Raw genomic sequence first — 19,865 nt, 5'->3', positions numbered from 1 at the left:
TGTTTAGCATGAGGCCACGCATTCGCCTCCACACAATCAACGACAAGAACGAGGGCCGCATGACACAGCCATCTCCGCTCAGCCGGGTCCAGGGCGGTATCGCCTGGATCACCCTGAACCGCCCCGCACAGCGCAACGCGCTGGACATCCCCACGCTCAAGAACCTGCTGGCCCTGCTGGACGCCCATGAGGCGGACCCGGCGGTGCGCGTCATCGTGCTCACCGGCGAGTGCCGCAGCTTCTGCGCCGGAGCCGACCTCGCCGAATGGGCCGAGGCCGAAGCCCGGGGCGAGCTGGAAACCTACGGCTGGACCGAAACCGCCCACGCCCTGATGCGCCGCCTGCACGGGCTGGACAAGCCGACCCTGGCCGCCGTCAACGGCACCGCCGTCGGGGCGGGGATGGACCTGGCGCTGTGCTGCGACTTCCGCATCGTTGCCGCCTCCGCGCGCTTCAAGGCCGGCTACACCGGCATGGCCTACTGCCCGGACGCCGGCGCCAGTTGGCACCTGCCGCGCCTGATCGGCAGCGAAGCGGCCAAGCGCCTGCTGTTCCTCGACGAGCTGTGGAACGCCGAGCGCGCGCTGAATGCCGGCCTGGTCGGCGAAGTGGTTGCCGATGAACACCTGCTGGAACAGGTCGGCGAATTCGCCGCGCGCCTGGCCGCCGGCCCGACCTTCGCCTTCGCCCAGACCAAGCGCCTGATGCGCGATGGCGCCAGCCGCACCCTGGCCCAGCAGCTGGAGGCCGAACAGGCCGCCGGGCTGCTCTGCGGCCGCAGTGACGATGCCGCCGAGGCGCTGCGCGCCGTGGCCGAGAAACGCTCCCCCCAATTCAACGGCCGCTGACGGCTGCAGGTGATGCCATGGATTTTCAACTGACCCAGGAACAGGACATGCTCGTCGAGGCGGTCAAGGCCTTCGTCGAGAAAGAGCTGCTGCCCCACGAAGAAGACGTGGACCGCGCCGACGCCGTGTCCCCGGAGCTGGCCGCGCAGATTCGCGGCAAGGCCCTGGCGGCCGGCTTCTACGCTTTCAACATGCCCGAGGACGTCGGCGGCGGTGGCCTGGACTACCTGTCCCAGGCGCTGGTCGAGCGCGAGCTGTCCAAGGTGTCCTGGGCGCTGCACGTGTTCGTTGCGCGGCCGTCGAAGATCCTCATGGCCTGCACCGGCGCGCAGATCGGCGACTACCTGTTGCCGTGCGTGCAGGGCGAGAAGATCGACTGCTTCGCCCTCACCGAACCGGGCGCCGGTTCCGACGCCAATGCCATCAAGACCCGCGCCGTGCGTGACGGCGACGACTTCATCATCAACGGCGCCAAGCACTTCATCAGCCACGCTGGGCATGCCGATTTCGCCATCGTCTTCGCGGTGACCGACACCTTTGAACGCAACGGCAAGAAGCGCAACGCCGTGACCGCCTTCCTGGTGGACAAGGGCACCGCCGGCATGACCGTGCGCCGGGGGCCGAAGTGCGTGAGCAACAAGGGCTATCACACCTACGAGATCTTCTTCGACGACTGCCGCGTGCCGGCTTCCAAGGTCCTCGGTGAAGTGGACAAGGGCTGGGAAGTGGCCAACGCCTGGCTCACCGCCGGCCGCGTGATGGTCGCCGCCAACTGCGTCGGCCAGGCCCAGCGCGCGCTGGACCTGGCGCTGCAGTGGTCCGCCGACCGCAAGCAGTTCGGTCAGCCCATCGGCAGCTACCAGGGCATCGCCTTCAAGCTCGCCGACATGGCTACGCAGATCCGCGCCGCCGAGCTGATGACCCTGCACACCGCCTGGAAGATGGACCGCGGCACCATGAGCGACGGCGAGGCCGGCATGGCCAAGCTGTTCGCCAGTGAAGTGCTGGGCAAGGTGGCCGACGAGACGGTGCAGATCTTCGGCGGCATGGGCCTGATGGACGAGGGGCCGGTGGAGCGCATCTGGCGCAACGCGCGCATCGAGCGCATCTGGGAAGGCACCTCGGAGATCCAGCGCCACATCATTTCCCGCGAACTGCTGCGTCCGCTGCTGCGCTGAGGCCCGTGCCATGAAACGCGAAAACCTCCAGCGCCTGCTGGCACCCCGTCACCTCGCCTTCGTCGGCGGCCGCAGCATGGCGCGCGCGCTCAAACGCTGCGCCGAAGGCGGCTTCGCCGGGCCGATGTGGCTGGTCAACCCGCAACACGACGCGCTCGAAGGCGTGCCCTGCGTGCGCACCATCGCCGACCTGCCCGAAGGGCCCGACGCGGTGTTTGTCGCCACCCATCGCGAGCTGACCCTGCAGGCCGTCGCCGAGCTGGCCGCCAAGGAGGCCGGTGGTGCCATCTGCTACGCCTCCGGCTTTGCCGAGACCGGCGCCGAAGGCGAGGCCCTGCAACGCCGCCTGCTCGCCAGCGCCGGCGACATGGCCCTGCTCGGCCCCAACTGCTACGGCCTGCTCGACTACCTGCACGGCGCCGCGCTGTGGCCGGTGGCCCACGGCGGGCAGCGGGTGGAGAAGGGCGTGGCGGTGCTCACCCAGAGCGGCAACTTCGCCTACAACCTGTCCATGAGCGACCGCTCGCTGCCCATCGCCTACATGGCCTCGGTGGGCAACCAGGCGCAGCTGGGCGTGGCCGAACTGATGGACGTGCTGCTCGACGAGCCGCGCGTCACCGCCATTGGCCTGCACCTGGAAGGGCTGAGGAACGTTCCCGGCTTCGCCCGCGCGGCCTACAAAGCGTTGCACAAAGGCATCCCGGTGATCGCGCTGAAGACCGGCGTGTCGCAGATCGGCGCCGAACTGGCGCTCAGCCACACCAGCTCCCTGGCCGGTTCCGATGCGCTGTACGACGCGCTGTTCGAGCGCCTCGGGGTGATCCGCGTCAGCGGCCCGGTGAGCTTCATCGAAACCCTCAAGGCCGCCGCCTGCGGCAACCTGCCGGCCGGCCCGCGCCTGGCGGCGCTGGCCTGCTCCGGTGGCGACGCCGGGCTGATAGCCGACTACGCCGAACGCAACGGCCTGGGCCTGCCCGCGCTGGTTGACGCCCAGCGCGCCGAGCTGGCCCAGGTGCTGCCGGACTACGCCAACATCGCCAACCCGCTGGACTTCACCACCGCCATCTGGGGCGACGGTCCGGCGCTGGAGAAGATGCTCGACAGCGCCCTGCAGACCGAGGCCGACGCCGCGTTGCTGGTGCTCGACTACCCCGGCGAGGAGACCGGCGAGCGCCCGCAATGCGACCTGCTGCTGGAGCTTTACTGCGCGGCGCTGGAGCGCCACGGCAAGGTGGGCTTCATCGCCTCCGCGCTGCCGGAGCTGCTGCCCAGGCCGGCCCGTGAACGGCTGCATGCCCACGGCGTCGCGGCGCTGCAAGGCGTGGAAGACGGCCTCGCCGCCTGGGGGCGCATCGCCCATTACCGCCAGCGCCGCGACGCGTTGCTGGCCCGTGGCGAAGCGGCGCTGGTGCCACTTTGCCCGCAGGCGCTGGAAGGCGAAGGCCGCTTGCTGGACGAGTGGCAATCCAAGCAGGCGCTGAAGGCCTTCGGCCTGCCGCTGCCGCGCGCCGCGCTGAGCACCCCGGCACAGGCCCGCGAAGCGGCCGCCGATGTCGGCTTCCCATTGGTGCTGAAAGTGGTCAGTGCGCAACTGCCGCACAAGACCGAGGCCGGCGGCGTGGCGCTCAACCTGCGTAACGAGGCGGCGCTGGAAGCCGCGCTGTTCGACATGCGCGCGAACATCGCCCGCCACGCGCCCGGCGTGCCCTTCGAGCAGATGCTGCTGGAGCGCATGGCCAACCCGCCGCTGGCGGAGCTGATCGTCGGCATCAAGCGCGAGAACGGCTTCGGCCTGGCACTGGTGCTGGGCGCTGGCGGCATCCTCGTCGAGTTGCTCAAGGACAGCCGCAGCCTGCTGCTGCCCACCACCGATGCGGCGATCCGCGATGCCTTGCTCAGCCTGCGCAGTGCGCCGCTGCTCACCGGCTTCCGTGGACGCCCGGCGGTGGACCTGGAGGCGCTGGTGGAGGCCATCCGCGCGGTGGCCGACTACGCCTGCGAATACGTGGACAGCCTGCTGGAACTGGACGTGAACCCGCTGCTGGCGGACGCCGAAGGCGCCGTGGCGGTGGATGCACTGATCCGCCTCGCCGAATGACCGTCACGCTTCAGCCCTTGGGGAGACGACCCATGCAACAGACCACACCTCTCACCGGCGGCCAGGCCCTGGTCCGCCTGCTGGCCAACTACGGGGTCGACACCGTGTTCGGCATTCCCGGTGTGCACACCCTGGAGCTGTACCGGGGCCTGCCCGGCAGCGGCATCCGCCACGTGCTGACCCGCCACGAGCAGGGCGCCGGCTTCATGGCCGACGGCTACGCGCGGGTCAGCGGCAAGCCGGGCGTGGCCTTCATCATCACCGGGCCGGGGGTGACCAACGCCGCCACCGCCATCGGCCAGGCCTACGCCGACTCGATCCCGCTGCTGGTGATCTCCAGCGTCAACCACACCGCCAGCCTCGGCAAAGGCTGGGGCTGCCTGCACGAGACCCAGGACCAGCGCGCGATGACCGCGCCGATCACCGCGTTTTCCGCCGTCGCCCTGAGTGCCGAGGATTTGCCCGAACTGATCGCCCGCGCCTTTGCCGTGTTCGACAGCGAGCGCCCGCGGCCGGTGCACATCTCCGTGCCGCTGGACGTGCTCGCCAACCCGGTCGCCCGCGACTGGACCCACGAGGTGGTGCGCCGCGCCGGCCGTGGCCAGCCCAGCGCCGCCGCGCTCCGACAGGCTGTGGATAAACTCCAGGCCGCCCGGCGCCCGATGATCATCGCCGGCGGCGGTGCGCTGCAGGCCGCCGACGCCCTGGCCGCGCTGAGCGAGCGCCTGGCTGCGCCGCTGTTCACCAGCGTCGCCGGCAAGGGCCTGCTGGCGCCGGAAGCGCCGCTCGCCGCCGGCGCCACCCTGTGCACCCAGGCCGGCTGGGACATGATCGCCGAGGCCGATGTGGTGCTGGCCATCGGCACCGAGATGGCCGACACCGATTACTGGCGCGAGCGCCTGCCGCTGACCGGCGAGGTGATCCGCGTCGACGTCGATTCGCGCAAGTTCAACGACTTCTACCCCTGCGCCGTGGCGCTGCTGGGGGATGCGAAGGCCACCGCCGAGGCGTTGCTCGCCGCGCTGCCGGCTGCCGCGCGGGATGCGGCCAGCGCCCGTGAGCGCGTGACGCGGTTGCGCGCGCAACTGGAGGCCAGCCACGCCCCGCTGCAGCGCATCCACCAGGCGATCCTCGAGCGCATTGCCCAGGCCCTGCCGGACACCGCCTTCATCGCCAGCGACATGACCCAGCTGGCCTACAGCGGCAACTACCTGTTCCCCAGCCGGGCGCCGCGCAGCTGGCTGCACCCCACCGGCTACGGCACCCTCGGCTACGGCGTGCCGGCCGGCATCGGCGCCAAGTTCGGCGCGCCGGAGCGCCCCGGCCTGGTGCTGGTGGGCGACGGCGGCTTCCTCTATACCGCCCAGGAGCTGGCCACCGCCACCGAGGAACTGGACAGCCCGCTGGTGGTGGTGCTGTGGAACAACGATGCGCTGGGGCAGATCCGCGACGACATGCTCGACCTGGACATCGAGCCCATCGGCGTGCTGCCACGCAACCCGGATTTCGCCCTGCTCGGCCGCGCCTACGGCTGCGAGGTGCGCCAGCCGCAGAGCCTGGACGCACTGGAGCAGGACCTGCGCGAAGGCTTCGCCCATCCGGGCGTCACGCTGATCGAGCTGAAACACGCCTGCGCCCAACAGGCCCGCTGACCCAAGGAGCTGCACATGCGCTATTCGAACTTCACCCAACGCATCGCCGGCGACGGTGCCGCCGCCTGGGACATCCACTACCGCGCCCTGGCACGCCTGGAACAGGGCGACGACATCCTGCTGCTGTCGGTGGGCGACCCGGACTTCGACACGCCGGTGCCCATCGTGCAGTCGGCCATCGACAGCCTGCTGGCCGGCAACACCCATTACGCCGATGTGCGCGGCAAGCGTTCGCTGCGCGAAGCCATCGCCCGTCGTCACAGCCAGCGCAGCGGCCAGGCCGTCACCGCCGATGACGTGGTGGTGCTGGCCGGCGCCCAGTGTGCGCTCTATGCCGTGGCGCAGTGCATGCTCGACCCGGGTGATGAAGTGATCGTCGCCGAGCCGATGTACGTCACCTACGAGGCGGTGTTCGGGGCCTGTGGCGCCACCGTCGTGCCGGTTCCGGTGCGCTCCGAGCACGGCTTCCGCGTGCAGGCCGAGGACGTGGCTGCGCGGATCACCCCGCGTACCCGCGCCCTGGCGATCAACAGCCCGCACAACCCCTCCGGTGCCAGCCTGCCGCGCGCCACCTGGGAAGCACTCGCCAAGCTGTGTGTGCAGCATGACCTGTGGATGATTTCCGACGAGGTCTACAGCGAGCTGCTGTTCGAGGGCGAGCACATCAGCCCCGCCAGCCTGCCGGGCATGGCCGAGCGCACGGCGACCCTCAACAGCCTGTCGAAGTCCCACGCCATGACCGGCTGGCGCGTGGGCTGGGTGGTGGGCCCGCGGGCGCTCTGTGGGCATCTGGAGAACCTGGCGCTGTGCATGCTCTACGGCTCGCCGGACTTCATCCAGGACGCTGCCTGCACCGCGCTGGAGGCCCGCTTGCCGGAGCTGGAGGCCATGCGCGAGGCCTACCGCCAGCGCCGCGACCTGGTGCTCGACTGCCTGGCCGATTGCCCCGGCGTGCGCGCCCTGCGGCCGGACGGGGGCATGTTCGTGATGGTGGATATCCGCGCCACGGGGCTTTCCGCCCAAGACTTCGCCGATGTGCTGCTGGACCGCCACGGCGTCTCGGTGCTGGCCGGCGAGGCCTTCGGCCCCAGTGCGGCCGGGCACATCCGCCTGGGCCTGGTGCTGGGCGCCGAGCCCCTGCGCGAGGCCTGCCGGCGCATCGCACGCTGCGCGGCCGAGGTGCTTGAGCAGGGCGCGTCCTCTTCCAATGACCCTGCGCGACGGGAGTTTGCATGAATGTATTGATCGTCCACGCCCACAACGAATCGCGCTCCTTCTGCGCCGCGCTGTGCCGGCTCGCCGAGCAGACGCTGCGGGAGCGTGGCCATGGGGTGAAGGTGTCGGACCTGTATGGGATGAACTGGAACCCCGTGGCCAGCGAGGCGGACTTCCTCGAACGGCGCAACCCGGACTACCTGGTGTACGCCCTGGAGCAGCGCGAGGCGGTGACGGCCCAGACCCTGGCCGCCGACATCCGCGAGGAGCTGGACAAGCTGCTGTGGGCGGACCTGGTGATCTTCAACTTTCCGGTCTACTGGTTCTCCGTGCCGGCCATCCTCAAGGGCTGGTTCGACCGGGTGCTGGTCTCCGGCATCTGCTACGGCGGCAAGCGCTTCTACGACCAGGGCGGGCTCGCGGGCAAGCGCGCCTTGCTGACCCTGACCCTGGGCGGGCGCGACCACATGTTCGGCCCAGGGGCGATCCACGGCCCGCTGGAGGACATGCTGCGACCGCTCCTGCGCGGTACGCTGGCCTACACCGGCATGACGGTGCTGCCGCCGTTCGTCGCCTGGCACGTGCCCTATGTGAGCGACGAGGTACGGGCCGGCTACCTGCAGGCGTACCAGGCGCGGCTCGCCGGGATCGAGCAGGACGAAGCGCTGGTCTTCCCCCGCCTCGACCAGTTCGATGCGCGGCTGTACCCGTTGCCCGCAGAGAGCTGAGCGGCCCAGGAACGAAAAAGCCCGGCATGTGCCGGGCTTTTTCATGGGGCGGTGACGACTCAGTAGTCGGCCTTGTTCTTCAGGCTGGCTTCTGCAGCCTTGGCCAGGTCCGGGGGCAGGAAGTCCTTGTCCGGGTCGTAGTCGGATTTGAGGAAGCTGGCGAGGGCTTCCAGGTCCGAGGGGGCCAGGGTGCCGGCGGCCTGCTTCAGGCGCAGGTTGTCGAGGATGTAGTCGTAGCGCGCGTTGTTGTAGTCGCGCACCGAGCCGTACAGCTGGCGCTGGGCATCGAGCACGTCGACGATGTTGCGGGTACCGACCTGGTAGCCGATCTCGGTGGCTTCCAGGGCGCTCTGGTTGGAGATGATCGACTGCTTGCGGGCCTTGACCTGCTCAACGTCGGTGTTCACCGCGCGGTGGTAGTTGCGGGTGTTCTGCACCACCTGGCGACGCAGGCTTTCGCGCTGCTGCTCGGTCTGGCTCAGGCGCTGGTAGGACTCGCGCACCTGGGAGCTGGTCAGGCCGCCGCTGTAGATCGGGATGTTCAGCTGCAGGCCGATGGTGCGCTGCTCGACGTCGCTGCCGTAGCGCACCGGGCTGGAACCGGTGTTGCTGAAGCCGAGGCTGTCGTTGTCGCCTTTCTGGTACTGGGCGACGGCGTCCAGGGTCGGTGCGTGGCCGGCCTTGCGCTGGCGCAGGGTTTCTTCGGCGGCGTCGACGGCGTAGTTGCTGGCCTGCAGATTGAGGTTCTGCTGGGCGGCGGTGTCGACCCAGGCCTTGGCGTCGTTCGGCGCGGGCACCACCACCGGCAGGGTGTGCTGGATGCCTTCGATGGAGGCGTATTCGCGGTTGGTCAGGGTGACCAGGGCCTGGAAGGCGTCATCCACGTTGCGCTCGGCGATGATGCGGTTGGCACGGGCGGTGTCGAAGCCGGCCTGGGCTTCCAGCACGTCGGTCTTGTCGGAGAGGCCGACGTCGAAGCGCTCGTTGGCCTGGTCGAGCTGGCGCTTGAACGCCGCTTCTTCAGCCTTGGTGGACGCCAGGTTGTCCTGGGCGCGGAGCACGGCGAAGTAGCCTTCGGCGGTCTGCAGGATCAGGTTCTGCTGGGTCGCGGAGAATTCCAGGGAGGCCTGCTCGGTGCTGGCCTCGGCGGCCTGCAGCTGGAACCAGCGGTCGGCGCGGAAGATCGGCTGGCTCAGGCTGGCCTGGTAGGCGATGCCGCTGCGCGAGCTGGTGGCCGACGGCTCATCGAGCTTGGTGCGGGTGTCGTTGGCGGTGGCGCCACCATTGATCTGCGGCAGCAGGCCGGAACGGGCCTGGGGCACGGCTTCGCGCACGGCTTCGAAGTTGGCGCGCGCGGCGGCGAGATCGGCGTTGTTGTCTACGGCGTCCTTGTAGACGGTCACGAGGTCCGTCTTGGCTGACAGCGGGGCCTCTGCTGCCCAGGCGCTACCCGCGAAAGCGGAGGCCACGGCAACAGCCAGTGAGAGTCTGCGCAGCATGATCAATCCTAGATTCAGTGAAGTCGGGCAAGGCTACGGCTGCCATGGTACGCGGTCAAGACGGCTCCATGGCGGGGTCAGTGTAGTTTGCAACACGTTATGTTGCTTGCCGGGAACAATGAATGCGCGACGCGGTCCGGGCGTCGGTTTCGGACGGGCTGGTCATTTATTTCTGACCTTGGGGTTGGTTTTGTTCGAGGGGCTTGTTTAGACTGGCCGCGTTCTTGTCGGGGTGCCTCGAATCGGAGGCTGAGATCGGAAAGTTCCGGATCCCGTTGAACCTGATCAGGTTAAGGCCTGCGTAGGGAACAAGATGCACCTCCCCCGCCTTGCAGCATTCTTGGGAGGTTCCTCTCGGCACCGGTCCCGGTGCACTCTGCCTTTCAGGTTCGCTCCGACATCACCCAGGAGCTAGCCGATGACTGCAAAACAACAAGCGAACCTGAGCGAGAGCGCCCAGGTCGACCAGCAATCCATCCAGCCTTTCCCCCGTTCCCAGAAGATATACGTGCAGGGTTCGCGCCCGGATATCCGCGTGCCGATGCGCGAGATCAGCCTGGACGTGACCCCCACCGCCTTCGGCGGCGAGATCAACGCCCCGGTGATGGTCTACGACACCTCCGGCCCCTACACCGATCCGAGCGTGACCATCGACGTGCGCAAGGGCTTGGCCGACGTCCGCTCGAAATGGATCGACGACCGTGGTGACACCGAACTGCTCGCCGGCCTGTCCTCCAGCTTCGGCCAGGAGCGCCTGGCCAGCCCCGAGCTGACCGCCATGCGCTTCGCCCACGTGCGCAACCCGCGCCGGGCCAAGGCCGGGCGCAACGTCAGCCAGATGCACTATGCCCGCCAGGGGATCATCACCCCGGAGATGGAGTTCGTCGCCATCCGCGAGAACATGAAGCTGGCCGAGGCGCGCGCCGCCGGCCTGCTCAAGGAGCAGCACGCCGGGCACAGCTTCGGCGCCAGCATCCCGGCGGTGATCACCCCCGAGTTCGTGCGTGAGGAGATCGCCCGAGGCCGCGCCATCATTCCCGCCAACATCAACCACACCGAGCTGGAGCCGATGATCATTGGCCGCAACTTCCTGGTGAAGATCAACGGCAACATCGGTAACTCGGCCCTGGGTTCCTCCATCGAGGAAGAAGTGGCCAAGCTGACCTGGGGCATCCGCTGGGGCTCGGACACGGTGATGGACCTGTCCACCGGCAAGCACATCCACGAAACCCGCGAGTGGATCATCCGCAACTCGCCGGTGCCCATCGGCACCGTGCCGATCTACCAGGCGCTGGAGAAGGTCGGCGGCATCGCCGAGAACCTGACCTGGGAGCTGTTCCGCGACACGCTGATCGAACAGGCCGAGCAGGGCGTCGACTACTTCACCATCCATGCCGGCGTGCTGCTGCGCTACGTGCCGCTGACCGCCAAGCGCGTCACCGGCATCGTGTCCCGTGGCGGCTCGATCATGGCCAAGTGGTGCCTGGCGCATCACCAGGAGAACTTCCTCTATACCCACTTCGAGGAAATCTGCGAAATCATGAAGGCCTACGACGTCAGCTTCTCGCTGGGCGACGGCCTGCGTCCGGGCTCCATCGCCGACGCCAACGATGCCGCGCAGTTCGGTGAGCTGGAGACCCTCGGCGAGCTGACCAAGATCGCCTGGAAGCACGATGTGCAATGCATGATCGAAGGCCCCGGCCACGTGCCCATGCAGCTGATCAAGGAGAACATGGACAAGCAGCTGGAGTGCTGCGACGAGGCACCGTTCTACACCCTCGGCCCGCTGACCACGGACATCGCCCCCGGCTACGACCACATCACCAGCGGCATCGGCGCCGCCATGATCGGCTGGTTCGGTTGCGCCATGCTTTGCTACGTCACGCCCAAGGAGCACCTGGGCCTGCCGAACAAGGATGACGTGAAGACCGGGATCATCACCTACAAGATCGCCGCCCACGCCGCCGACCTCGCCAAGGGCCACCCGGGCGCGCAGATCCGCGACAACGCCCTGAGCAAGGCGCGCTTCGAGTTCCGCTGGGAAGACCAGTTCAACCTCGGCCTCGACCCGGACACCGCCCGCGCCTTCCACGACGAAACCCTGCCGAAGGACTCGGCCAAGGTGGCGCACTTCTGCTCCATGTGCGGGCCGAAGTTCTGCTCCATGAAGATCACCCAGGAGGTGCGCGACTACGCCAAGGAGAATGGCCTCTCCGAGGAAAGCCGCGCCATCGAGGCGGGCTTCCAGGAGCAGGCGGCGCGCTTCAAGGACGAAGGTTCGGTGATCTACAAGCAGGTCTGACCGACCTCGCGGCTACAGCCAACGGGCCCGGCGCAATGCGTCGGGCCTTCTGCGTTCAACCTTCAGGGCCTTCGTCATCGTGACCACTCCCAGCTACTCGCCGACCCTGCCGGTTCCCGCCGGCCAGCGCGTATTCGGCGCGCGTGATCTGTTCTCCCTCTGGTTCTCCCTCGGCGTCGGCCTGATGGTGCTGCAACTCGGCGCGCTGCTGGCGCCGGGGCTCGGCCTGGCCGGTTCACTGGCGGCCATCGCCTGCGGCACCGCTGTCGGCGTGTTGCTGCTGGGCGCTGCGGCGGTGATCGGCAGCGACACCGGCCTTTCCGCCATGGGCACCCTCGGTCTCGCCCTGGGCAAGCGCGGCGCAGTGCTGCCGGCGCTGCTCAACCTCCTGCAACTGGTGGGTTGGGGTGCATTCGAAATCATCGTCATGCGCGATGCCGCCAGCCTGCTGGCCGGCCGCGCCTGGGGCGAGGGCAGCGCCTTGGCCTCGCCGGCGCTCTGGACCCTGTTCTTCGGCGCCCTGGCCACTTTGCTGGCGGTGACCGGCCCTCTCACCTTCGTGCGCCGCGTGCTGCGCAAGTGGGGCATCTGGCTGCTGCTGGGCGCCTGCATCTGGCTGACCTGGAACCTGTTCGACAAGGCCGACCTGGGCGCCATATGGGCGCGTGGCGGTGACGGCTCGTTGCCCTTCGCCCTGGGCTTCGACATTGCCATCGCCATGCCGCTGTCCTGGCTGCCGCTGATCGCCGACTACTCGCGCTTCGGCAAGCGCGCACGCAACGTGTTCGGCGGTACCGCCCTGGGCTTCTTCCTCGGCAACTTCTGGCTGATGAGCCTGGGCGTCGCCTATACCCTGGCCTTCGCCCCGAGCGGCGAGGTCAACGCACTGTTGCTGGCACTGGCCGGTGCCGGCCTGGGCATCCCGCTGCTGCTGATCCTGCTGGACGAGTCGGAGAACGCCTTCGCCGACATCCATTCGGCGGCGGTTTCCAGCGGCATCCTGGTGCCGCTGAAGGTGGAGCAGCTGGCCCTGGCCATCGGCGCGCTGTGCACCTTGATCGCCTGGTTCGCGCCGCTGGCCGAGTACCAGAACTTCCTGCTGCTGATCGGCTCGGTGTTCGCGCCGCTGTTCGGCGTGGTGCTGGTGGATCACTTCTTGCTGCGCCGCCGTCGCGAGGAGCTGGCACCGCGCCGGGCCCTGCGTTGGGACACGCTGACCGCCTGGGCCTGCGGGGTGACCGTCTACCACCTGCTGGCGAACTTCATGCCCGAGGTGGGCGCCACCCTGCCGGCCTTGCTGCTGGCCGGCGGGCTGCAGTTGGTGCTGGGCTCCCTCAGCCGCGGCCGGGGAAGTATTGCGGCTTCAGTATCCCGTTGAGTTGCGGGTAGGGGATGGTCAGCTCCGGGTGCCCGCCCGCATAGGGCGCGATGCTGTAGACGTCGTACTTGAGCAGCAGCGCGCCACGGCCGAGGGCGATGTGCTCGGTGCGCTGGAAGGGCCAGGTGCTCGCGTATTCCGGGTCCTGGTCCAGCTTGTTGGCGACCAGCCAGCGCTGGTGGGCCTGCTCGGCGAGCTTCCAGAACTCGGCTTCCTGGCCGGGGACGAGCATGTCGCGCAGGGTCAGCACCTTGTCCAGCGTGCGGTCGTAGTTGATCAGGCCGCGCCCGGGCATGCCGTGGGCACCGCCGGTGGCTAGGTAGCTGGACAGTTCGATGATGGTCAATTGGTCACGTTGTTCACGCACCTTGGCTTGCAGGTAGCTGGCCCAGCCCGGCTCGGCGCGCTGCAGGAAGTCCTTCTCGTAGGACTGCAGGGAGGCCGGCAGCGGTGCATCCGGTGCGTCGGCCGTCATGCGCAGCAGGCGCTGGGTCACCAGCTCGCTGAGCTGCGGGTGATCGGGAAAGCTGATGACGTCGATGTTCACCAGCGGGCAGCTGTCGCCCTGGCAACCGGGCTTGAGGTGCTCCCAGGCATCACGCTTGACGGCCAGGCCGCTGTCGCCGGGCGTCAGGGCCTGGCAGGCGCCGAGGAGGAGGGCGAAGCCGAGAAGGAGCAGTTTCTTGTGCATCGGGATTGAATTCGTCATCGGGTGAGGAGTCGTTATGGATTGCGAGCTTCGACTGCCTGGGGCGGTTCGAGTTCGCTCGCGGGGAGCCATGATCCCAGCCGCGAATCCATCTGCAAAGAGGCTGCGCAAGGCGAGTCGCCAGAGTAGGATGCGCGAAAAGCGGGACCATCAGATCGAGTGAGACGCAGATGATAGATACCTTCAAACCCGGACCGGACGCGGTCGAGATCATCAAGCGCGAAGAATGCTTCCGTGGCTTCTATCGCCTGGATCGCCTGCACCTGCGTCATCGCCAGTTCTCCGGGGAGATGGGGCCGACCCTCAGCCGCGAGCTCTTCGTGCGCCACGATGCCGTATGCGTGCTGCCCTACGACCCGCAGCGCGACCAGGTGGTGCTGATCGAGCAGTTCCGCGTCGGCGCCATGCAGAAGAGCGCCAACCCCTGGATGCTGGAGCTGGTGGCCGGGCTGATCGACAAGGACGAGGAGCCGGACGAGGTGGCCCGCCGTGAGGCCGTCGAGGAAGCCGACCTGACGCTGACGTCGTTGTGGCCGATCACCGCCTATTATCCTTCTCCAGGGGGATCGGACGAATTCGTGCATCTCTACGTCGGGCGCTGCGACAGCGGCGCTGCCGGTGGCGTGCACGGCCTGGCGGAAGAGGGCGAGGACATCCGCGTCCACGTGCTGTCCTTCGCCGATGCCCTGGCCGCGCTGCGCGACGGCCGGATCATCAATGCCGCCGCCATCATCGCCCTGCAATGGCTGGCACTGAACCGGGATGAAGTTCGGGGGATGTGGACGTGAATCTGCTGCGCGATCGCTACCGGGTGGACCTCGTCGGGCTGCAAGCGGCCTGCGAGGCGAACTATGCCCGGCTGATGCGATTGCTGCCGCACATGCGCGAAGCCCAGTCTTCGCGCCGCGTGGCCCTCAGCCAGGGCGAACGCCTGGTGGGGGTGCTGGCGCTGGATGTGGTCGAAGCCTGCCCCTACACCACCACGCTCAAGGTGCGCCAGGAGCTCAGCCTGCCCTGGTTGCCCTCTCCGCAGCTGGAGGTGCGCGTCTACCACGATGCGCGCATGGCCGAGGTGGTCAGCGCCGAGAATGCCCGGCGCCTGCGCAGCTTCTACCCCTACCCGAACGCCGATATGCACCAGCCTGACGAGAAGAGCCAGCTCAACCTCTTCCTCGGCGAATGGCTCAGCCATTGCCTGGCCTGTGGCCACGAACTGGAACCCGTGCTTTAGAAAATCCGCCCCCTGCCGATTTCCTGGCGCTCGCTAATGTGATCCAGTCCCGGTTCTCGGGTTTACCGTTTCACGCCTGAACCACCATAATTCACATGATTTCGCCCAAGGAGACCGCCTTGTCGAGCGCGTCCACTCTCGCCATTGATTCATCGGTGCTGCTGGTGCAGCTTTCCGATAGTCATCTATTTGCCGAAGAGGACGGACGACTCCTGGGCATGAATACCTCCGACAGCCTGCAGCGGGTGATCGAGCGGGTACTGGAAGAACAGCCACGCATCGACCTGGTGCTGGCCACCGGCGACCTGTCCCAGGACGGCAGCATCGAGTCCTACGAGCGTTTCCGCGACCTGTGCTCGGTGATCCCCGCCAACAGCCGCTGGTTCCCGGGCAACCATGATGAAGTGCAGGTGATGGAACAGGTTTGTGCCGGCACCGACCTGCTCGAGCCGATCATCGACTTCCCGGCGTGGCGCGTGGTGCTGCTGGATTCCACCATCAGCGGTGCGGTGCCTGGGCACATGCCGCCGGAACAGCTGGAGCTGCTGGAGCGCGCCGTGAGCGAGGCGCCGGACAAGCACGTGCTGATCAGCTTCCATCATCACCCGGTGCCCATCGGCTGCCGCTGGATGGACCCGATCGGCGTGCGCAACCCGGATGCGCTGTTCACCGTGCTGGACCGCTTCCCCCAGGTGCGCGCCGTGCTCTGGGGCCATGTGCACCAGGAGTTCGATCAGATGCGCAAGGGCGTGCGCCTGCTGGCGTCGCCTTCCACCTGCGTGCAGTTCGCGCCGGGCAGCGAGGAATTCCAGGTCGACACCGAGGCGCCGGGCTATCGCTGGCTGCGCTTGCGGGACGACGGCGTGCTGGAAACCGGCGTGTCGCGGGTGACCGGTATCGACTTCGAAGTGGATTACAGCGTCAAAGGTTATTGACCTTAGCGCTGTGGCACGGCAAGAAGTACAGCTTGCCCGCCAGACTTGCCAGGATGCCGCGTGTCGACCGAACAGCCCTCCCTTCTCTATATCCACGGCTTCAACAGCTCGCCCGAGTCGCAGAAGGCGCGCCAGCTCAGCGCGCTCATGCAGCGCCTGGGCCTGGCTGAGCAGCTGCGCGTACCGGCCCTGCACCACCAGCCACGCGAGGCCATCGCGCAGCTCGAGGAAGCCCTGGCCGCGCTAGGTCGGCCGACGCTGGTAGGCAGCTCCCTGGGCGGCTACTATGCGACCCACCTGGCCGAGCGGCACGGGCTCAGGGCCGTCCTGATCAACCCGGCGGTGGCCCCGCACCGGTTGTTCGATGGCCAACTGGGACCGCAGAAGAACTATTACAGCGGCGAGACCTGGGAGCTGACGCAGGCGCATGTGGATGCCCTGGCCGAGCTCGAGGTACCGCCCCCGCAGGACCCGGCCCGCTACCAGGTGTGGTTGCAGACGGCCGACGAAACCCTGGACTACCGCCATGCCGAGCGCTACTACCGCGCCTGCGCCCTGCGCATCGAGGCCGGTGGCGACCATGGTTTCCAGCAATTCCCTGCCCACCTGCCGGCCTTGCTGGCGTACGCCGGTTTTCCCGCCCAGTTATGGCGTGATATCGACTTTTCCACCCTTTGACGAAGAGACCCCATGGCCCAGCAGAACGCTTACAACGCAGACGCCATCGAAGTCCTTTCCGGCCTCGACCCGGTGCGCAAGCGCCCGGGCATGTACACCGACACCAGCCGGCCCAACCACCTGGCCCAGGAAGTCATCGACAACAGCGTCGACGAAGCGCTGGCCGGGCACGCCAAGAGCGTGCAGGTGATCCTCCATGAGGACAACTCGCTGGAAGTGATCGACGATGGCCGTGGCATGCCGGTGGACATCCACCCCGAAGAAGGCGTGCCCGGTGTCGAGCTGATCCTCACCAAGCTCCACGCGGGCGGCAAGTTCTCCAACAAGAACTACCAGTTCTCCGGCGGCCTGCACGGCGTGGGCATCTCGGTGGTGAACGCCCTGTCGACCCTGGTCGAGGTGCGGGTCAAGCGCGATGGCAGCGAATACCGCATGACCTTCGCCGACGGCTTCAAGTCCAGCGACCTGGAAGTGATCGGCAGCGTCGGCAAGCGCAACACCGGCACCAGCGTGCACTTCTGGCCCGACGCCAAGTACTTCGATTCGCACAAGTTCTCCGTCAGCCGCCTCAAGCACGTGCTCAAGGCCAAGGCCGTGCTCTGCCCGGGCCTGCTGGTGAGCTTCGAGGACAAGGCCAGCGGCGAACGCATCGAGTGGCACTACGAAGACGGCCTGCGCTCCTACCTGGTGGATGCCGTCAGCGAGTTCGAACGCCTGCCGGCCGAGCCGTTCTGCGGCAGCCTGGCGGGTAACAAGGAGGCGGTGGACTGGGCCCTGCTGTGGCTGCCCGAAGGCGGCGACAGCGTCCAGGAAAGCTACGTCAACCTGATTCCCACGGCCCAGGGCGGCACCCACGTCAACGGCTTGCGCCAGGGCCTGCTGGATGCCATGCGCGAGTTCTGCGAGTTCCGCAACCTGCTGCCCCGTGGCCTGAAACTGGCCCCGGAAGACGTCTGGGAGCGCATTGCCTTCGTCCTCTCGATGAAGATGCAGGACGCTCAGTTCTCCGGCCAGACCAAGGAGCGCCTGTCCTCCCGCGAGGCTGCGGCCTTCGTCGGTGGCGTGGTCAAGGATGCCTTCAGCCTGTGGCTCAACGCCCATCCGGAGCTGGGGCTGCAGCTGGCCGAGCTGGCCATCAGCAACGCCGGTCGCCGCCTCAAGGCGGGCAAGAAGGTCGAGCGCAAGAAGATCACCCAGGGCCCCGCATTGCCGGGCAAGCTGGCCGATTGTGCCGGCCAGGACCCGATGCGCTCGGAGCTGTTCCTGGTGGAGGGGGACTCCGCCGGCGGCTCGGCCAAGCAGGCGCGGGACAAGGAATTCCAGGCGATCCTGCCGTTGCGCGGCAAGATCCTCAACACCTGGGAAGTGGACGGCAGTGAAGTCCTGGCCAGCCAGGAAGTGCACAACATCGCCGTGGCCATCGGGGTCGACCCGGGGGCCGAGGACATGAGCCAGCTGCGCTACGGCAAGATCTGCATCCTCGCCGACGCCGACTCCGACGGCCTGCACATCGCCACCTTGCTCTGTGCCCTGTTCGTCCAGCACTTCCGCCCGCTGGTGGATGCCGGCCACGTCTACGTCGCCATGCCGCCGCTGTACCGCATCGACCTGGGCAAGGAGATCTACTACGCCCTGGACGAAGCTGAGCGCGACGGCATTCTCGACCGCCTGGTGGCGGAGAAGAAACGCGGCAAGCCGCAGGTCACCCGATTCAAGGGGCTGGGTGAAATGAACCCGCCGCAACTGCGCGAGACCACCATGGACCCGAACACCCGGCGTCTGGTGCAGTTGACCCTGGAAGACGTCGAGGCCACTGCGGAAATCATGGACATGCTGCTGGCGAAGAAACGCGCCGGTGACCGCAAGTCCTGGCTGGAATCCAAGGGCAACCTGGCCGAGGTCCTGGCGTGAAGGCGAGTTTCCTTCTCGCCCTCCTGCTGGTCGTCTCGCCCCTCTGGGCCGCAGCGCCGATCGAGGAGCTCAAGCTCAGTGCCGAGTACCCGGTGGAGGGTGTCGCCGAAGGCAACCTCTCCGGCATCGCGCTCTGCGGCAAGGAGCTGTTGGTGGTGTCCGACCGGCTCGATGATCGCCTGTTCCACCTGACGGCAGTCGACGGTGTGATGCGCGCCGAGGCCGAGCTTTTCGCCGCGCCGCCGCCGCCCGAGAGCGGCTTGCCCTGGGGCGTGCGTGCGCGCACCTGGGCGATGAGCATGATGCGCGGCAACGAACTGGATTTCGAAGGCATCACCTGTGATGCCGCCGGCAATCGCTACCTGGTCAGCGAGGCCCACGCCGCCGTGCTGCAGGTGAACGCCATGGGCAGCGCCGAGTGGCTGCGCATTTCCGCAAGCCTGGTTCGCCAGGCGCGTGCCAGTGGCATGTTGCTGCACTTCAATGCGTTGCTGGAAGGCATCGCCATCGACCCTGCCGGCGAGCGCCTGTGGCTGGCGGCCGAGCGTGAGCGCCGTGGCCTGATGGTGCTGCACAAGAAACCATCCACCTGGGCATGCGCGGGCGGTTGCGTGCTGTTCAGCGAGACCGGCGAGGATATCCCGCCACCCGACCTGGGCCGCGCCGTACCCATGCCCAAGGACTTCTCTGACCTGGCCGTGCACAAGGGCAAGCTGTTCACCCTGGAGCGCCATGCCCACCGTATCTGTCGCCGCGACCCGGCCAAGGGCAGTGTCGAGCGCTGCTGGTCCTTCGCTGCCGAGGCGCTCACGCCACCCCGTCGCTACGAGGCCGACTGGGGCCTGGCGGAAGGGCTGTGGGTGGACGCCGACGGCGCCTGGATCGTTCTCGACAACGGCGGCATGACCCGCGCCGATGGCGAGCAGCGGCCCATCGTCTGGCGCTTCGCCAAGCCTGCTGGAGGCTGGGACGCGCCATGAGCGAACAAGCGCCGGGCAAGCGCGCGGGGAGGGTCATGCTGATCCTCGCCTGGGGCATCGCCATGCTCCTGGCCACGCACTTCTTCGGCCGCTGGGAAGATGGTCAGCGCAACCCCAATCAGGTGCCCGAGTCGGTACGCGGCGACGGCTTCGTGGAAGTGCGTCTGGCCAGCAGCCGTCAGGGGCACTACCTGATGAACGGGCGCATCGACGGCCAGCAGGTGACCTTCCTGCTGGATACCGGCGCCACCGCCGTGGCGGTGCCCGAACCTCTGGCCGGCGAACTGGGCCTGGAGCCCGGCGAACCCATCACCCTGAGCACCGCGAATGGCCGCAGCAGCGGTCATCGCACCCGGCTGCGCGAGCTGCAGCTGGGGGAGATCGTCCTCGCCGATGTGCCCGCGATCATCGCCCCGGGCATGGACGGCGACGAGGTGCTGCTCGGCATGAGCGCCCTCAAACAACTCGAATTCACCCAGCGCGACGGCACCCTGGTGCTGCGCCAACACCTGTCACCGTGAGG

17 protein-coding genes and 1 riboswitch are annotated in these 19,865 nt (G+C 67.8%); of the genes, 15 read left to right on the top strand and 2 right to left on the bottom strand.

What is annotated here, in order from left to right; genetic code table 11:
• Positions 1 to 59 precede the first annotated feature (59 nt).
• From PI990_RS28715 to PI990_RS28690, 6 genes are read left to right on the top strand one after another with little or no spacing between them, the layout of a single operon-like run.
• On the top strand, positions 60 to 848 hold the full coding sequence (locus PI990_RS28715; protein WP_271659203.1) for an enoyl-CoA hydratase/isomerase family protein: 789 nt from the start codon (positions 60 to 62) through the stop codon (positions 846 to 848).
• Positions 849 to 865: 17 nt separating this feature from the next.
• Positions 866 to 2,026, top strand: coding sequence for an acyl-CoA dehydrogenase family protein (locus PI990_RS28710; RefSeq protein WP_271659202.1), 1,161 nt, complete (start codon positions 866 to 868; stop codon positions 2,024 to 2,026).
• 10 nt (positions 2,027 to 2,036) lie between these two features.
• Positions 2,037 to 4,124 (top strand): acetate--CoA ligase family protein, encoded by a 2,088-nt coding sequence (locus PI990_RS28705; protein WP_271659201.1) that lies wholly within the window; start codon positions 2,037 to 2,039, stop codon positions 4,122 to 4,124.
• A 32-nt stretch (positions 4,125 to 4,156) separates the two neighbouring features.
• The gene (locus tag PI990_RS28700) at positions 4,157 to 5,776 is read left to right on the top strand and encodes a 5-guanidino-2-oxopentanoate decarboxylase (RefSeq protein ID WP_271659200.1); all 1,620 of its coding nucleotides are present in this window, start codon (positions 4,157 to 4,159) and stop codon (positions 5,774 to 5,776) included.
• A 15-nt stretch (positions 5,777 to 5,791) separates the two neighbouring features.
• The gene (locus PI990_RS28695; RefSeq protein WP_271659199.1) at positions 5,792 to 7,012 is read left to right on the top strand and encodes a pyridoxal phosphate-dependent aminotransferase; all 1,221 of its coding nucleotides are present in this window, start codon (positions 5,792 to 5,794) and stop codon (positions 7,010 to 7,012) included.
• The gene (locus tag PI990_RS28690) at positions 7,009 to 7,719 is read left to right on the top strand and encodes an NAD(P)H-dependent oxidoreductase (protein ID WP_271659198.1); all 711 of its coding nucleotides are present in this window, start codon (positions 7,009 to 7,011) and stop codon (positions 7,717 to 7,719) included. Before PI990_RS28695 ends, PI990_RS28690 begins: the two co-directional genes overlap by 4 nt.
• 59 nt (positions 7,720 to 7,778) lie before the next feature.
• Here PI990_RS28690 and PI990_RS28685 read toward each other — a convergent pair whose 3' ends face one another.
• Positions 7,779 to 9,218, bottom strand: a complete 1,440-nt coding sequence (locus PI990_RS28685) for a TolC family outer membrane protein (protein WP_031287807.1) — start codon at positions 9,216 to 9,218, stop codon at positions 7,779 to 7,781.
• A 218-nt stretch (positions 9,219 to 9,436) separates the two neighbouring features.
• Positions 9,437 to 9,543: riboswitch (TPP riboswitch) on the top strand.
• A 93-nt stretch (positions 9,544 to 9,636) separates the two neighbouring features.
• Between PI990_RS28685 and thiC the strand changes: the two genes are divergently transcribed.
• Together thiC and cytX are read left to right on the top strand one after the other, a co-directional pair.
• Positions 9,637 to 11,520 carry a phosphomethylpyrimidine synthase ThiC gene (thiC, locus tag PI990_RS28680; RefSeq protein ID WP_271659197.1) on the top strand — a complete coding sequence of 628 codons (1,884 nt, stop codon included), beginning with the start codon at positions 9,637 to 9,639 and terminating at the stop codon, positions 11,518 to 11,520.
• A gap of 79 nt (positions 11,521 to 11,599) precedes the next feature.
• Positions 11,600 to 12,898: a putative hydroxymethylpyrimidine transporter CytX gene (gene cytX / locus PI990_RS28675; protein WP_271659196.1), complete on the top strand. Its 1,299-nt coding sequence runs from the start codon at positions 11,600 to 11,602 to the stop codon at positions 12,896 to 12,898.
• Here the strand turns inward: cytX and PI990_RS28670 are convergent.
• A complete protein-coding gene (locus tag PI990_RS28670; protein ID WP_442969355.1) occupies positions 12,855 to 13,577 on the bottom strand; it encodes an RsiV family protein in 723 nt (240 codons plus the stop codon). The genes cytX and PI990_RS28670 overlap by 44 nt on opposite strands.
• A gap of 200 nt (positions 13,578 to 13,777) precedes the next feature.
• Between PI990_RS28670 and PI990_RS28665 the strand changes: the two genes are divergently transcribed.
• From PI990_RS28665 to PI990_RS28635, 7 genes are all read left to right on the top strand, one after another.
• Positions 13,778 to 14,395, top strand: coding sequence for an NUDIX domain-containing protein (locus PI990_RS28665; RefSeq protein WP_184490551.1), 618 nt, complete (start codon positions 13,778 to 13,780; stop codon positions 14,393 to 14,395).
• On the top strand, positions 14,386 to 14,838 hold the full coding sequence (locus PI990_RS28660) for a DUF1249 domain-containing protein (protein WP_021219768.1): 453 nt from the start codon (positions 14,386 to 14,388) through the stop codon (positions 14,836 to 14,838). The genes PI990_RS28665 and PI990_RS28660 overlap by 10 nt, the downstream gene beginning before the upstream one ends.
• A gap of 95 nt (positions 14,839 to 14,933) precedes the next feature.
• Positions 14,934 to 15,773 carry a 3',5'-cyclic-AMP phosphodiesterase gene (gene cpdA, locus PI990_RS28655; protein ID WP_184490550.1) on the top strand — a complete coding sequence of 280 codons (840 nt, stop codon included), beginning with the start codon at positions 14,934 to 14,936 and terminating at the stop codon, positions 15,771 to 15,773.
• 60 nt (positions 15,774 to 15,833) lie between these two features.
• Positions 15,834 to 16,451, top strand: coding sequence for a YqiA/YcfP family alpha/beta fold hydrolase (locus tag PI990_RS28650; protein ID WP_271659194.1), 618 nt, complete (start codon positions 15,834 to 15,836; stop codon positions 16,449 to 16,451).
• Positions 16,452 to 16,463: 12 nt separating this feature from the next.
• The gene (gene parE / locus PI990_RS28645; protein ID WP_021219765.1) at positions 16,464 to 18,362 is read left to right on the top strand and encodes a DNA topoisomerase IV subunit B; all 1,899 of its coding nucleotides are present in this window, start codon (positions 16,464 to 16,466) and stop codon (positions 18,360 to 18,362) included.
• A complete protein-coding gene (locus tag PI990_RS28640; RefSeq protein WP_271659193.1) occupies positions 18,359 to 19,342 on the top strand; it encodes an esterase-like activity of phytase family protein in 984 nt (327 codons plus the stop codon). The genes parE and PI990_RS28640 overlap by 4 nt, the downstream gene beginning before the upstream one ends.
• Positions 19,339 to 19,863 carry a retropepsin-like aspartic protease family protein gene (locus tag PI990_RS28635; protein WP_184490547.1) on the top strand — a complete coding sequence of 175 codons (525 nt, stop codon included), beginning with the start codon at positions 19,339 to 19,341 and terminating at the stop codon, positions 19,861 to 19,863. Before PI990_RS28640 ends, PI990_RS28635 begins: the two co-directional genes overlap by 4 nt.
• The last annotated feature ends 2 nt before the right edge of the window (positions 19,864 to 19,865 follow it).

The sequence above is a fragment of the Pseudomonas sp. TUM22785 genome, from assembly GCF_028198105.1.
Classification (GTDB): domain Bacteria; phylum Pseudomonadota; class Gammaproteobacteria; order Pseudomonadales; family Pseudomonadaceae; genus Metapseudomonas; species Metapseudomonas solani.
Note: the sequence above shows the minus strand (reverse complement) of the source record. Positions and strands in the feature narration are given on the sequence as shown.